Source organism: Pectobacterium carotovorum, assembly GCF_900129615.1.
Taxonomy (GTDB): domain Bacteria; phylum Pseudomonadota; class Gammaproteobacteria; order Enterobacterales; family Enterobacteriaceae; genus Pectobacterium; species Pectobacterium carotovorum.
Genome location: NZ_FQWI01000001.1, coordinates 169,110 through 182,415 on the forward strand (window position 1 = coordinate 169,110; position 13,306 = coordinate 182,415).

General features: G+C 49.3%; 13 protein-coding genes. 9 read left to right on the top strand and 4 right to left on the bottom strand.

Annotated elements, in window-relative coordinates:
- Positions 1–301: 301 nt before the first annotated feature.
- Positions 302–1,171, bottom strand: coding sequence for a MurR/RpiR family transcriptional regulator (locus BUB06_RS00725; protein ID WP_010275858.1), 870 nt, complete (start codon positions 1,169–1,171; stop codon positions 302–304).
- Between the two features lie 399 nt (positions 1,172–1,570).
- On the opposite strand from BUB06_RS00725, the gene zwf reads away from it, so the two are divergent.
- Both zwf and BUB06_RS00735 read left to right on the top strand, forming a co-directional pair.
- Positions 1,571–3,046, top strand: a complete 1,476-nt coding sequence (zwf, locus tag BUB06_RS00730) for a glucose-6-phosphate dehydrogenase (RefSeq protein ID WP_039472832.1) — start codon at positions 1,571–1,573, stop codon at positions 3,044–3,046.
- A gap of 172 nt (positions 3,047–3,218) precedes the next feature.
- Entirely contained in the window at positions 3,219–3,860 is a 642-nt protein-coding gene (locus tag BUB06_RS00735; protein ID WP_010275853.1) for a bifunctional 4-hydroxy-2-oxoglutarate aldolase/2-dehydro-3-deoxy-phosphogluconate aldolase, read from the top strand.
- 54 nt (positions 3,861–3,914) lie between these two features.
- On the opposite strand, the gene purT is transcribed toward BUB06_RS00735, so the two are convergent.
- Positions 3,915–5,093: a formate-dependent phosphoribosylglycinamide formyltransferase gene (gene purT, locus BUB06_RS00740; protein ID WP_039472833.1), complete on the bottom strand. Its 1,179-nt coding sequence runs from the start codon at positions 5,091–5,093 to the stop codon at positions 3,915–3,917.
- A gap of 200 nt (positions 5,094–5,293) precedes the next feature.
- Here purT and BUB06_RS00745 point away from each other — a divergent pair, with 200 nt between their 5' ends.
- The gene (locus tag BUB06_RS00745; protein ID WP_039472836.1) at positions 5,294–7,345 is read left to right on the top strand and encodes a S9 family peptidase; all 2,052 of its coding nucleotides are present in this window, start codon (positions 5,294–5,296) and stop codon (positions 7,343–7,345) included.
- Positions 7,346–7,703: 358 nt separating this feature from the next.
- Here the strand turns inward: BUB06_RS00745 and BUB06_RS00750 are convergent, their stop codons facing one another.
- Positions 7,704–7,934, bottom strand: coding sequence for a DNA polymerase III subunit theta (locus tag BUB06_RS00750; RefSeq protein ID WP_010275841.1), 231 nt, complete (start codon positions 7,932–7,934; stop codon positions 7,704–7,706).
- A 372-nt stretch (positions 7,935–8,306) separates the two neighbouring features.
- On the opposite strand from BUB06_RS00750, the gene ftnA reads away from it, so the two are divergent.
- The 4 genes from ftnA to BUB06_RS22060 all read left to right on the top strand — a co-directional run bounded on the left by ftnA (position 8,307) and on the right by BUB06_RS22060 (position 10,725).
- Positions 8,307–8,813 (top strand): non-heme ferritin, encoded by a 507-nt coding sequence (gene ftnA / locus BUB06_RS00755; protein WP_039472838.1) that lies wholly within the window; start codon positions 8,307–8,309, stop codon positions 8,811–8,813.
- Positions 8,814–9,094: 281 nt separating this feature from the next.
- Positions 9,095–9,451, top strand: a complete 357-nt coding sequence (locus BUB06_RS00760) for a YebY family protein (RefSeq protein WP_080726784.1) — start codon at positions 9,095–9,097, stop codon at positions 9,449–9,451.
- A gap of 560 nt (positions 9,452–10,011) precedes the next feature.
- Positions 10,012–10,224 (top strand): transcription antiterminator/RNA stability regulator CspE, encoded by a 213-nt coding sequence (gene cspE / locus BUB06_RS00765; protein WP_005967874.1) that lies wholly within the window; start codon positions 10,012–10,014, stop codon positions 10,222–10,224.
- Between the two features lie 354 nt (positions 10,225–10,578).
- Entirely contained in the window at positions 10,579–10,725 is a 147-nt protein-coding gene (locus BUB06_RS22060; protein ID WP_010302639.1) for a hypothetical protein, read from the top strand.
- A gap of 42 nt (positions 10,726–10,767) precedes the next feature.
- Here the strand turns inward: BUB06_RS22060 and BUB06_RS00770 are convergent, their stop codons facing one another.
- Positions 10,768–11,250: a cupin domain-containing protein gene (locus tag BUB06_RS00770; protein ID WP_039472840.1), complete on the bottom strand. Its 483-nt coding sequence runs from the start codon at positions 11,248–11,250 to the stop codon at positions 10,768–10,770.
- Positions 11,251–11,485: 235 nt separating this feature from the next.
- Here BUB06_RS00770 and BUB06_RS00775 point away from each other — a divergent pair, with 235 nt between their 5' ends.
- Both BUB06_RS00775 and BUB06_RS00780 read left to right on the top strand, forming a co-directional pair.
- Complete coding sequence (locus BUB06_RS00775; protein WP_039472842.1) at positions 11,486–12,553, top strand: malate/lactate/ureidoglycolate dehydrogenase; 1,068 nt, start codon at positions 11,486–11,488, stop codon at positions 12,551–12,553.
- Between the two features lie 39 nt (positions 12,554–12,592).
- Entirely contained in the window at positions 12,593–13,288 is a 696-nt protein-coding gene (locus BUB06_RS00780; RefSeq protein ID WP_039472845.1) for an extensin-like domain-containing protein, read from the top strand.
- Positions 13,289–13,306: the final 18 nt, after the last annotated feature.

Genomic DNA, 13,306 nt, shown 5'->3' on the forward strand with positions numbered 1-13,306 from the left:
ATTTCACCTGCGTTATCCGAACATCGTGTTGAGTCTGATTATCATACTGTACAGGTAATCCCCGCCATCTTTCTATGTCTGTCGTCTGTGGCCATATCAAGATGAAACAGGTTGATGATACCGCTCATTTTCCATTACCCGTCATACTTCAAGTTTCATGTGCGTTGACTGCGCTTACTCACCCGAATCACTTACTTGAGTAAGTTCATCGGGACTCCCTCGCTTGCCGCCTGCCTGAAACTCGAATTATTTAGGGTACAAAATATAGCTAAAAAACAAAGCATAACGTAAAACTTATCTATCACCTGAAGGGGTTAATCAATCGCTCGTCTTTATCAAAGCGCGACTCACGCAGGGCCTCTTTGACCCGTTTCAGGTTATCACGAAATTTTTCCCCGCGGCGTAGCGTGAAGCCCGTCGCCAGAACGTCGATCAACGTCAACTGAGCGATGCGGGACACCATCGGCATATAAACGTCGGTATCTTCAGGCACATCAAGCCGCAAGGCCAGCGACGCCTCACGCGCCAGCGGCGTGCCGTCCGAGGTAATGGCGATAACGGTCGCGTCGTTTTCGCGTGCCAACTGCGCCATTTCGACCAGACTTTTGGTTCTGCCTGTGTGGGATATCAATACCACGACGTCGCCGTCGCTGGAATTCATACAGCTCATGCGCTGCATGACGATGTCATCGAAATAGACAACGGGGATATTGAAGCGGAAAAATTTGTTCATCGCATCGTGTGCGACCGCAGCGGAAGCACCCAGACCAAAGAAAGAGATTTTCTTCGCCTGCGTCAGCAAATCCACGGCGCGGTTAACGGCGGTGACATCCAGACTGGATTTCACCTGCTCCAGGCCAGCCATCGCGGATTCAAAAATCTTACTGGTATAGGCGTCAACGCTGTCATCTTCTTCAACGTTACGGTTCACATACGGTGTACCGTTTGCCAGACTTTGCGCCAGATGTAGTTTAAAATCGGGAAAACCTTTAGTTTCAAGGCGGCGACAGAAACGATTAACCGTTGGTTCGCTGACATCGGCCATTTTGGCTAAGGTTGCGATGCTGGAGTGAATGGCCGTCTGCGGAGTGCTCAGGATCACTTCAGCAACTTTTCTTTCTGATTTGCTCAAGAGTTCTAAGTGACTCTGGATTTTTTCCAGCATATTCATACGACAAGGGCCATGTAAGTTTTTTCCAATTTCAACTAAAGGTACAACTGGCATGTATTACGTGAAAAAATGTTACGTGAAAAAATGCACGTCGTGAAAATATACTACGACCCTGTAGTGGTTGGCAGAGGGCAACAGGCCAAGTTAGGTCCTTTTTTTGCCAGAACATGACATGTGTCTAACTTTCAGAAAAGTAATCGACTGTCAGAAACGACGAAAAATTTCGTTTTAGGGCGAATGCATAAGTGACTTCAGCCACTGCACAGACCGATTTATGCATGGTTTTCAGTCAATCCCGACCATTATTTAGCATTTTTATGATGGGTTTACTGGCTGTAGTCAAAAAGAGTACATTATCGCTGTAATAAAATTACAGCATCCTGCAACGAGGAGATGAACATGGCGGTAACTTCAACAGCCCAAGCGTGCGATCTGGTTATTTTCGGTGCTAAGGGCGATCTGGCACGCCGTAAATTGCTGCCTTCCCTTTACCAGTTGGAAAAAGCAGGGCACATCCATGCGGACACCAGAATTATCGGGGTGGGCCGTGCGGATTGGGATAAAGCGGAGTATACCCGCGTCGTGCGCGAAGCGCTTGACACCTTTATGAAAGAAGCCATCGACGATAAGTTGTGGGAAACGCTAAGCAGTCGGCTGGATTTCTGCAATCTTGATGTGGAAGACACCAAAGCCTTCAACAAACTGGGCAAGATGCTTGACCAGAAAAACCGTACCACCATCAACTATTTTGCGATGCCGCCGAGTACATTCGGTGCGATCTGCAAAGGATTGGGAACAGCAGGGCTGAATAAAGAGCCCGCGCGCGTGGTAATGGAAAAACCGCTCGGTACCGATCTGGCGTCTTCTCGCGTCATTAACGATCAGGTCGCGGAATTCTTTAACGAGTGTCAGGTTTACCGCATCGACCACTATCTGGGTAAAGAGACCGTTCTGAACCTCCTGGCGCTGCGTTTTGCCAACTCGTTGTTCTCCTCAAACTGGGACAACCGGACGATCGACCATGTGCAGATCACGGTAGCCGAGGAAGTTGGGATTGAAGGGCGCTGGGGCTATTTCGATAAAGCCGGCCAGATGCGCGATATGATCCAGAACCACCTGTTACAGATTCTGACGATGATTGCGATGTCGCCGCCGTCTGATTTGACGACTGATCGCATCCGTGATGAAAAAGTGAAAGTGCTGCGTTCACTGCGTCGCATCGACCGCTCCAACGTGCATGAAACGACGGTACGCGGCCAATACACGTCTGGTTTTGTTCAGGGACATAAAGTGCCGGGCTATCTGGAAGAAGAGGGCGCGAACAAAAGCAGCAGCACGGAAACCTTCGTCTCGATTCGCGTTGATATCGATGACTGGCGCTGGTCTGGCGTGCCGTTCTACCTGCGTACCGGTAAACGTCTGCCTACCAAATGTTCAGAAGTGGTGGTGTACTTTAAGAATCCTGCGCTGAACCTGTTCCGTGATTCTTACCAGCAGCTGCCGCAGAACAAGCTGATTATTCGCTTGCAGCCGGATGAGGGTGTGGAAATCCAGATTCTGAATAAAGTGCCAGGGTTAGAACACAAACACCGCCTGCAAACGGTGAAACTGGATCTGAGCTTCTCGGAAACCTTTAATCAGCAGCATTTAGCGGATGCTTACGAGCGTCTGCTGCTGGAAACCATGCGTGGGATTCAGGCACTGTTTGTCCGTCGTGATGAAGTTGAAGAAGCCTGGAAGTGGGTGGATTCCATCATGGATGCGTGGGCGATGGACAACGATGCACCGAAGCCGTATCAGGCAGGAAGCTGGGGACCGGTGGCATCCGTGGCGATGATTACCCGCGATGGCCGTTCCTGGAATGAGTTTGAGTAATTTTTTGATAATACGTCAGTAATGGGGAGGCTGGCCGAGAACGGTCGGCCTCCCACAGTTTTTAATGTATGGCTCACGGTGCGGTCGGACATCTGTGGCAACGCAGATCCCTGTGGCAGGGGCGCGCTATATAATTAATGATGCCCTCGGGCATGACTGGAGATAATTTTTGATGAAAAACTGGAAAACGAGCGCGGAACAGATTTTGACAACGGGTCCCGTTGTTCCTGTGATTGTGGTCAACAAACTGGAACACGCGGTGCCGATGGCAAAAGCGTTAGTCGCGGGCGGCGTTCGCGTTCTGGAACTGACATTGCGTACCGACTGCGCCATCGAAGCGATTCGCGCGATTGCAAAAGAAGTACCGGAAGCTATCGTGGGTGCTGGTACGGTAACAAACCCTGAGCAACTGGCTGCGGTGGTTGAGGCCGGTGCGCAGTTTGCCATCAGCCCAGGCCTGACCGAGCCGCTGCTGAAAGCCGCAACGGAAGGCAACATCCCGTTGATCCCAGGTATCAGCACCGTATCTGAACTGATGCTGGGTATGGATTACGGCCTGCGTGAGTTCAAATTCTTCCCAGCGGAAGCTAACGGCGGCGTGAAAGCGCTCCAGGCGATCGCTGGTCCGTTTGCTCAGATCCGTTTCTGCCCAACCGGTGGCATTACGCCGAATAACTACCGCGACTATCTGGCGCTGAAAAGCGTGCTGTGCGTAGGTGGTTCATGGCTGGTGCCGAACGACGCGCTGGAAAGCGGTGATTACGCGCGTATTACTGAACTGGCGCGTGAAGCGGTTGCAGGCGCGAAAGCGTAAGTTTGCTCGTGATTGAATGACAAAGGCCACTCACTGCGAGTGGCCTTTTTTGTATCAGCCGCTGACTTTTACGCCCGCAGCAACGCGCTTGGCGATTGCTACAGCATCATCCGTGGTTTCCGCACTGGCTAATGCGACACCCATACGGCGTTTACCGCTGATGTCCGGTTTACCAAACAGGCGAATTTGCGTATGAGGGAGCAGTGCGCTTTCCAGTCCCTGATAACGCACGTTGTTGCTATCCAGTTCCGGTAAAATCACGGCGGAAGCCGATGCGCCATACTGACGAACTGCGCCAATGGGCAGCCCCAGAAAAGCACGAACGTGTAGCGCAAACTCGGACAAGTCCTGAGAAATCATCGTCACCATGCCGGTATCGTGCGGGCGAGGGGAGACTTCGCTGAAAATAACCTCATCGCCGCAGACGAACAGCTCAACGCCGAACAGGCCATAGCCGCCGAGCGCTTTCACAACATCGCTGGCCATTTTCTGCGCGCGTTCCTGCGCCAGCGCACTCATCTGCTGTGGCTGCCAGGATTCACGATAGTCGCCGTCTTCCTGTCTGTGGCCGATTGGCGCACAGAAATGAATGCCGTCAACCGCATGGATGGTCAGTAAGGTGATCTCAAAATCAAAATTAACCAGTCCTTCCACGATGACGCGTCCGCCACCTGCACGTCCCCCCTGTTGGGCGTAGCTCCACGCCTGATCTAACTGCTCCGCAGAGCGAATCAGGCTTTGCCCTTTGCCAGAAGAACTCATGACAGGTTTAACAATACAAGGATAGCCAATCGCATCTACCGCCTGACGGAAGTTCTCTTCGCTGTCGGCAAAACGGTAGGTGGAAGTGGGAACGCCGAGTGTCTCGGCAGCCAGACGACGGATGCCTTCACGATTCATTGTCAGGTGCGTCGCTTCAGCACAAGGAACAACATGGTGACCCTGCTTTTCCAGCGTCACCAGCATGTCGGTCGCGATGGCTTCAATTTCCGGCACGATGTAATCAGGGCGTTCGGCTTCAACTAACGCTTTTAATGCATCGCCATCCAACATATTGATGACGTGGCTGCGGTGCGCAACCTGCATGGCGGGAGCATCGGCATAGCGATCGACCGCAATCACTTCGATTCCCAAGCGCTGACACTCAATCGCCACTTCTTTGCCTAATTCACCGGAGCCAAGCAGCATCACTCGTGTGGCATCCGCACGCAGGGCGGTTCCAATTGTTAACATAACCTTATACCTGATCGGGTTGTGAAAAATGGCCGCAGTATAAACGAAAACGTTTGCGTGCGCATTAAAGAGGGCGTGCAGTGGAATGCGATGCGCAAAAGCGCACCAAGAGACAAGGACGTGGCTTGGCATTGCTGGGCAATCGTGCCACTCTTCTTACAAAGCGAAAATTTTATGTCAAGACAACGAGATCCGACGCCATGAAGACACCGCAAGCTGAAAAAAGACCCCATGCACTAAGTACACATGGCGATACGCGCATCGACAATTATTACTGGCTGCGTGATGACCAGCGTACCGATCCGCAGGTGTTGGACTATCTGACGCAGGAAAACGCCTACAGCGAAGCCGTCATGGCACCTCATGAAGCACGTAAACGGTCGCTGTATGACGAAATGGTCAAACGCATTCCGTCGACGGATATGTCTGTACCGTATGTCAGAAAAGGCTATCGCTACCAAAGTCGCTATGAGCAGGGTAAAGAGTACGCTATCTATCTGCGTCAACCTGAGCAGGCAACAGACACGTGGGAAACGTTGCTGGATGGGAATCAACGTGCGGAAGGGCATGAGTTTTATAGCCTCGGCACGCTTGAGGTTAGCCCTGACAACACGCTGCTGGCGCTCTCGGAGGACTTTTTATCCCGTCGGCAGTACACGCTTCGTTTTCGCGATCTGAACAGCGGCGAGTGGCTGCCTGATGTGATCGAAAATGTGACTGCAGGGGCGGAATGGGCGGCGGATTCGACGGTTCTGTATTACGTGCGCAAACATGAGCAAACGCTGTTGCCGTATCAGGTCTATCGCCACCGTCTGGGTAGCGATCCGGCGTTGGATGAATTGGTCTATGAAGAGAAAGACGACACCTATTACGTTAGCCTGAGTAAAACGACCTCAGAGCACTACATCACCATTTATCTCAGTAGCACAACGACGAGTGAGGTGCTATTGCTCGACGCTACGCGCCCGGATGCGGTGCCGCAGGTATGCATTCCACGTCGAAAAGATCATGAATATGGCATCGATCACTATCAGGACACGTTTTATCTACGTTCCAATCGGGAAGGGAAAAACTTTGGCCTCTACCGTTCAGATAGGCCCGATGAGCAAGCGTTGGAAACGCTGATTGCGCCACATGAACACCGCGTGTTGGAAGGCTTTGAGCTGTTCCGTGACTGGCTGGTGGTTGAAGAACGGGAACGCGGTTTGACCAGCTTGCGCCAGATTCACTGGCATACGCGGGAAGAGAAAGCGATCACCTTTAATGATGCGAGCTATGTGACGTGGCTGTCGTACAACCCTACGCCAGAAACGACACTAATGCGGTATGGTTATTCATCAATGACGACCCCCAGCACGCAGTATGAATTGAATCTGGATACGGGCGAACAGCAGTTACTTAAGCAAGCCGAAGTGAAAGATTTCTCCCCGGACAATTACCGGAGTGAACGCTTGTGGATCACGGTTCGGGATGGCGTCGACGTTCCGGTTTCCCTTGTTTATCATCGCGATCATTTCAGCCCAGGTAAGAACCCGATACTGGTCTACGGCTATGGCGCGTACAGTCATAGCCTGGATCCCGATTTTAGCGTTAGCCGTCTGAGCCTGCTGGACAGAGGGTTCGTCTTTGCCTTAACGCACATTCGTGGTGGCGGCGAGCTGGGTCAACAGTGGTACGACGATGGCCGCCTGCTCAATAAAATGCATTCCTTCACCGATTTCATCGATGTGTCTCAGGCATTGATAGAAAAAGGTTATGGCGACAGGGACAATATGTTCGCGATGGGGGGCAGCGCGGGCGGACTATTGATGGGCGCGGTAGTGAACATGGCTCCCGATCTATTTAAGGGTGTCGTTGCTCAGGTTCCATTCGTTGATGTGCTGACGACAATGCTGGATGAGTCTATCCCGTTGACGACCGGAGAGTATGACGAGTGGGGCGATCCGAATGAACAAATCTATTATGACTACATCAAACAATATAGCCCCTATGACGGCATTACCGCGCAGCGCTATCCGCATTTGCTGGTAACTACTGGGTTACACGACTCTCAGGTTCAGTATTGGGAACCTGCGAAGTGGGTGGCGAAATTGCGCGAAGTCAAAACGGACGATCGTCTGGTGCTGCTATACACCGATATGGATGCTGGGCACGGCGGAAAATCCGGTCGCTTCAAACGGTATGATGATATTGCGTTGGAATATGCTTTTCTGCTGATGGTGCTTGAAATGGCTGCGGACGATCACGAATAAGGGCGAGCAACTGCGATTATGAGGGTAAACCCGTCTTCGGGTTTACCCTATCAGCATGGCATATTACTTAGGTAATAACAGTACTCAGGTAATATCAGCCTGTGGTTTCTTCGCCTTTTTATCGGCACGTTTTTCGGCTGCCGTTTTTAGTGGCTTCTTCTTACTGTTCTTTTTGCTATCCAAACCTTTACTCATATCTTGCCTCGTGTGATAAAGGGGTAGGTTGCTACTCCATTAACCTCTTGTGCGGGCCGATATGCAAGCAGAAAATCGTTTTTGCTGTGTAAGAATGTAACCCGTGGAAAGGGATGTTTTCCGCGGCAAGGTCGTCGTAGGTTGGAATAATGAAGGGATAAGCCTACTTAGACTTAGGTTCGTAGGGTAAACGAGAGAACTGCAGTGAACGCTGGCGATAAAACATCACGCGTTCGCGAAAATAGTCACGCAAGTACTCGGGTTGCTCTCTCTCAACGACCTCGGGAATGACTGGCATATTGTAACGTTCTTTGAAGGCTACGCCTGACGCCGCCAAGTCTACGTTAACTTTATCCATCTCTTCTTTGGACAATTCTGCCAGATTGTATCCCATATCGTTTTCTCCTGCCTATTGGCCACAGACTGATGCGTGTCACGGTAAAGTAGTGACAGGAAAATGGCAAGCGTTCACCTTGTTATGTGGATGTTTATTATCCTCATTACGAAATGGGAATCATTTTTAATACAAAAGTGTCATAAATGACATCGTTCACGGTTGTTATTTTTGATAATAAAAATGATTCGCAATAATATATTTACCCCAAGACTTAAGTGATAATAAATATCAATAACATAAATATTAACTTGTTGTTTAAATGAGGTTTTTTGTCAATTTGATATCAATGTTAATAAAGTGTTTTTTATTTTATTTTTTCAGGCATAATGCCCTGAATAATTTCACCTGCCGGGAAAATAGGGAGTTAATATGTTAAAAAAAGAAATGATTCAGAAGCTGAATGAGCAACTTAATCTGGAGTTTTATTCCGCGAATTTGTATCTGCAAATGAGCGCATGGTGCGGTGACAAAGGTTTTGAAGGCGCATCCAGTTTCCTGAAGACGCATTCTCAGGAAGAAATGCAACATATGCAGCGCCTGTTTGACTATCTGGACGATACCGGAAGTCTGCCTATATTAGGCGCGATTGCTGCACCGCCGATTGATTTCGATTCACTGGCTGATGTCTTCAAGCTGACCTATGAACACGAACAACTGATCACTGCAAAAATTAATGAGCTGGCGCATGAAGCGATGGCGCTGCAGGATTACTCTACATTTAACTTCCTGCAATGGTACGTTGCTGAGCAGCACGAAGAAGAGAAATTGTTCCGTTCTATTCTGGACAAATTGGCGTTAGTCAAAGCCAGCGAAGGCGGCCTGTTCTTCATCGATCAGGACCTGAAAAAAATGTCTGCGGCAGCGCCGTCAACCTAATGACAAGCGACGCTTCTGTCGGCCAATAATTAGTTGAATGACGCGGGATAACGCTTTTCTTATCCCGCCATTTTCCTCTCCCGAACGACCTTTCTGCCAGTACTAAACTACCGATATTATTCCTGAAATCCGCACTCGACTTCACCTTCCTCTGTCGCTATGATCGCATCAGTCGTGATATACAACGTTATGTTTTATAAGGGTTGAAGCTGTCTTTCTCTGATTCGGATAAGGCTGCAAAACCCACACATCATTGTTTGAATACGCCATGTCGGGAATACATGATGAAGAAATTTTTGCTATCTATCGTGCTTACTTCACTTTCTGTGAATGCTTTTGCTGCCGCTAAACTGGCAAATATCAGCCGGTTTGAGTACGGCGATCGCTGGGCTTTCACGCGTGAAGAAGTTCAACTGATTTGCCGCCCTGGCAATGCGCTGTACGCCTTACATACCGGTACGCTGATGCAATATCCGCTGAACGATGTCGCGATTGCGCAAATGAAATCTGGGCAGGTGAGTGCGCAGCCGATAGACGCGATCTGGCTGGACGATCCTAAGCATCCCGGACAGAAAAAAAGCCTTCAACCATTTATCGAACGTGCAGAGCAGTTATGTCAGCCAGACGATAAGCCATGAAGTGATTGATTTACTTATCAATGTTAAATAATTACTTCTTTATGGTTAAGATAAAGTGTGAAATCTGTTCCATTTGTGATGATTGCGAATAGGTTAAGGCTGGAAAACGCGAGGGAGTTGGCTAAGCTTAAGTCTACAGGGCTAGTACAGCTTGTATAAATGCCAACTTTTAGCGCACGGCTCTCCCAAGAGCCATTTCCCTAGACTGAATACAGGAATCGTATTCAGTCTTTTTTTTTGCTTCAAAAAATCAATGTACGAAATAAAGGATCTAACCTTCCATGTCTTTGGCTTACTCTGTACTTTGTATGTGCTCATAAAATAGTGCTGGTGGGTCTTTTAAAGGTTTTTAAAAATAAATGCTTGCTAAAGATATTGATACATGAGTTAATGACTCGTCGGTTTGATTCGCAGACGTAAAAAGCAGTTTAGTAAAGCAGTTCTCATTTCAAAGTGTTATCCATAGATATCCCTTCTTTTGAGCCTCCTTATTGTTGCTAATTAAATTCTGTGCACAGGCCCTATTTGCCGGAAGGCGCTATAAAATTAAGGTAATTTCTATGTCTAATAAAATGACTGGTTTAGTAAAATGGTTTGACGCTGGTAAAGGTTTTGGTTTCATTACTCCTGACAACGGCAGCAAAGATGTATTCGTACATTTCTCTGCTATTCAGAGCAACGATTTCAAAACGCTGGACGAAGGCCAAAAGGTTGAGTTCACCATTGAAAATGGTCAGAAAGGTCCATCAGCTGGCAACGTTGTCGCACTGTAAAAAGTCGCGCTACAATAAAGCCAAATGAATTAATGCTTCTCTTGCGATAGCGATGATGGTTTAACCGGAGCGGTCAAGAAAAGCACTGAAAACCCCTAGCGTAAAGCTGGGGGTTTTTGTTTTTATATCTCATCGCCGCTTACTGCATTTTATGTTCAGTACTCAGCAGCCTATATTTTTTATTCCTCATCATCCGTAAGTATTCAGCTTCATTAACTGTTGCATAGCGAACGGACATAATTCCTCTACCTTCATTATAAAATGCCTTTTATCACAATCTAATCGACAGGTTTATATCCCGTTTATAGCAGTTATCGACTAAATTGATAGAACACGACGTAATGGGAGGAAACAATGACTGAGAAAAATACGGGTACTAAACACAAGGATGAAAATGATCATCCGGCAAAAGATGCGCCAAAAGATCAGGGTGAGATTCCGCGCAAACGTGATGACAGCAAAGATGATGTCGAAGATCCGTTTGATGCGAATCAGGATTAATAGGTTGGCGACAGGCTTCTGTCGCCAATGTACAACGAAAGATTAGTGCGCTTTAGACGCCACGGTGACAGCTGAATCGGGAGTGAAATAATCGCTCTCATCCACAATCGGAATATAAACTCTGACCCATTCAGATCCTTCAACCATCTCCCAGCTATGTCCTTCTCCCTGCGTATCGGCGGCAATCAAGACAGTCCCAGGAGAAAGCAGAAAAGTGGAACCATCGCTGACCCGAAATTTCAACGTGCCTTTCAGCGTGATGACATATTGTTTGCGCGGTGCCGGGTGAACGTTCATCTCCCAGGCTTCAGTGGAATTACTAAGCCAAAATTTTTGCGCGGTAATTTTTTCCAGAGCGGGAACACTGCCTGTTACGAAGGCTGAGTGATTGTCTGGCGTATTGATCAGTTTGATGGCCGGTATCCGAGTTTCCTCCGGATGAGTTGGAGAGGGCGTTGCGGAATAAGCAGTAATGGAAACCAATAATCCGGCAAGCGCCAGAAGAAAACGCGATGTCTTTTTCATTTAAATAAAATCCATATTATTTACGCCCGATAAATGGGCAACTCTGTCTATGTCAGCCGTCTATGCACACGTCTTACAATATCGTGGATGGTACTGTTGGGGGATATTCTTCACCAGATGGTTAAAGCAATCACACTGATTGGTATATCGCTTGATTTGTTTATATTTTATTCATTCCGGTTCCGCAGTAGGATGAAATCGGTGAAGAATAAATCAGTAGATGAAGGGAAGAGATATGCAGATTTCAGCCAGTCGTCTGATGGCGACGATGCAAAGCGTATTGCAAAAAGCAGGATGTGAAGAACACGAAGCTCGTACTGTCACCGAACACCTCGTGGCGGCTAATCTGAAAGGGCATGACAGCCATGGCGTGGGGATGTTGCCACACTATGTGGAGTTCATCGAGAAAGGCATCATGCACCCGAATACGCCCGCGCGTTTAGTGCGTGACAGTGGGGCGGTGCTGCAATTTACCGGCGATCGCGGCTTTGGTCAGCGTACGGGCAAAGAAGCGATGCAGGCGGCTATCGATCGGGTAAAAACGACGGGCGTGTGTTTAATGACGCTGTCGTCGACCTGCCATTTGGGACGCATCGGCACTTATGGAGAAATGGCGGCGGACGCCGGGCTTGTGTCGATACACTTCGTCAACGTTAACGATCTCGACCCGATTGTGGCTCCCTGGTGTGGCAGTGAAGCTCGTTTCGGGACGAACCCTATCTGCATTGCATTCCCGCCAACGGATAATAATGCGGCTTTTGTTCTGGATTTCGCCACCAGCGTGGTTGCGCTGGGGAAAACGCGGGTCGCGTATCTGGCAGGCAAAACGTTTGATGAAGAGGTCATGTTGGATTGCCACGGTGTTTCCACTAACGATCCGAAAGTCATGTGGGAAGGTGAAAAGCACGGTGCCTTGAAACCCATCGCGAAACATAAAGGCGGCGGGTTGATTTTAGCGGCTGAAATGCTGGCAGGACTGTTGTCTGGCGGCGGAACGATTCAACCGGAGAATGCGCGTCAGGGGGCGATAGTGAATAACATGACGACGATTGTTATCGATCCCGCCAGTATGGTTTCTATGGCGTGGTTGCAGAAAGAATATGATGCGATGCTGGATTACGTTCGCACGTCAACGGCTCCCGATCCGACACAGCCTATTTTAATCGCCGGTGAACCGGAACGTATTTCGCAGGCGCAACGTAACGCTGATGGTATTGATTTGTCCGATCAGGAGTGGCAGAAAATCGTGGAGGCGGGGATCGCTTTGGGGATGAATCCGGCCGAATTCGCGTTAATAGCATAATATTATTCAGGAGAAGACAATAATCGGGAGGGGGTACTGATGCGGGGATGGGTAATCGTTGTGGTGATATTGGGGGCGTTAGTCGCTCTGGCGCCCTGGATCCAACGTCAACTCCCGCCCGGCTATGATCCTCTTTCTCCGCTGTCCGTCGATGACCCACCTACGTTTATTACCCGGCTGAAAATGAAGTCTGTCGCCAACGATCCTGAAGCCTGTTTGGCCGTGTTAAAGCAGGCGCAGGAGAACGGGCGTCTGCGATTCTCCGAGGCCAATGACATCAATGGACAATGTCCGGTCGCGTCACCCGTGCGGATACAAGGCTTTGGTGCGGTCACGCTCAGTTCCAGTTTTCTTGCCAGTTGCGCGCTGGCGCTGAGTAGCACCATGTTTGTTTCGCAAGTTGCGGTGCCGCAGGCGCAGTCTCTTGGCACGTCGCTAGCGCGCATCGACCATATGGGCAGCTATGCTTGTCGAAATGTTTATCACCGACCGGAAGGGCGTTTGAGCGAGCATGCGACGGCAGATGCGTGGGATATTGCCGCTTTTCGTCTCTCTGACGGTCGGCAGGTCAGCGTCCTGAATCAGTGGTCAGAAGCGGACGATCGTGGTAGCTACTTGCGTACCACGTTCAGAGAAAGCTGTCGTTTTTTCGGTAACTCGTTGGGGCCGGAATACAATGCCGCACACGCTAATCACTTTCATTTTGGCATGCGCGGTTTTGGTGTGTGTCGATGAGAATACTCAGGCGGGAAA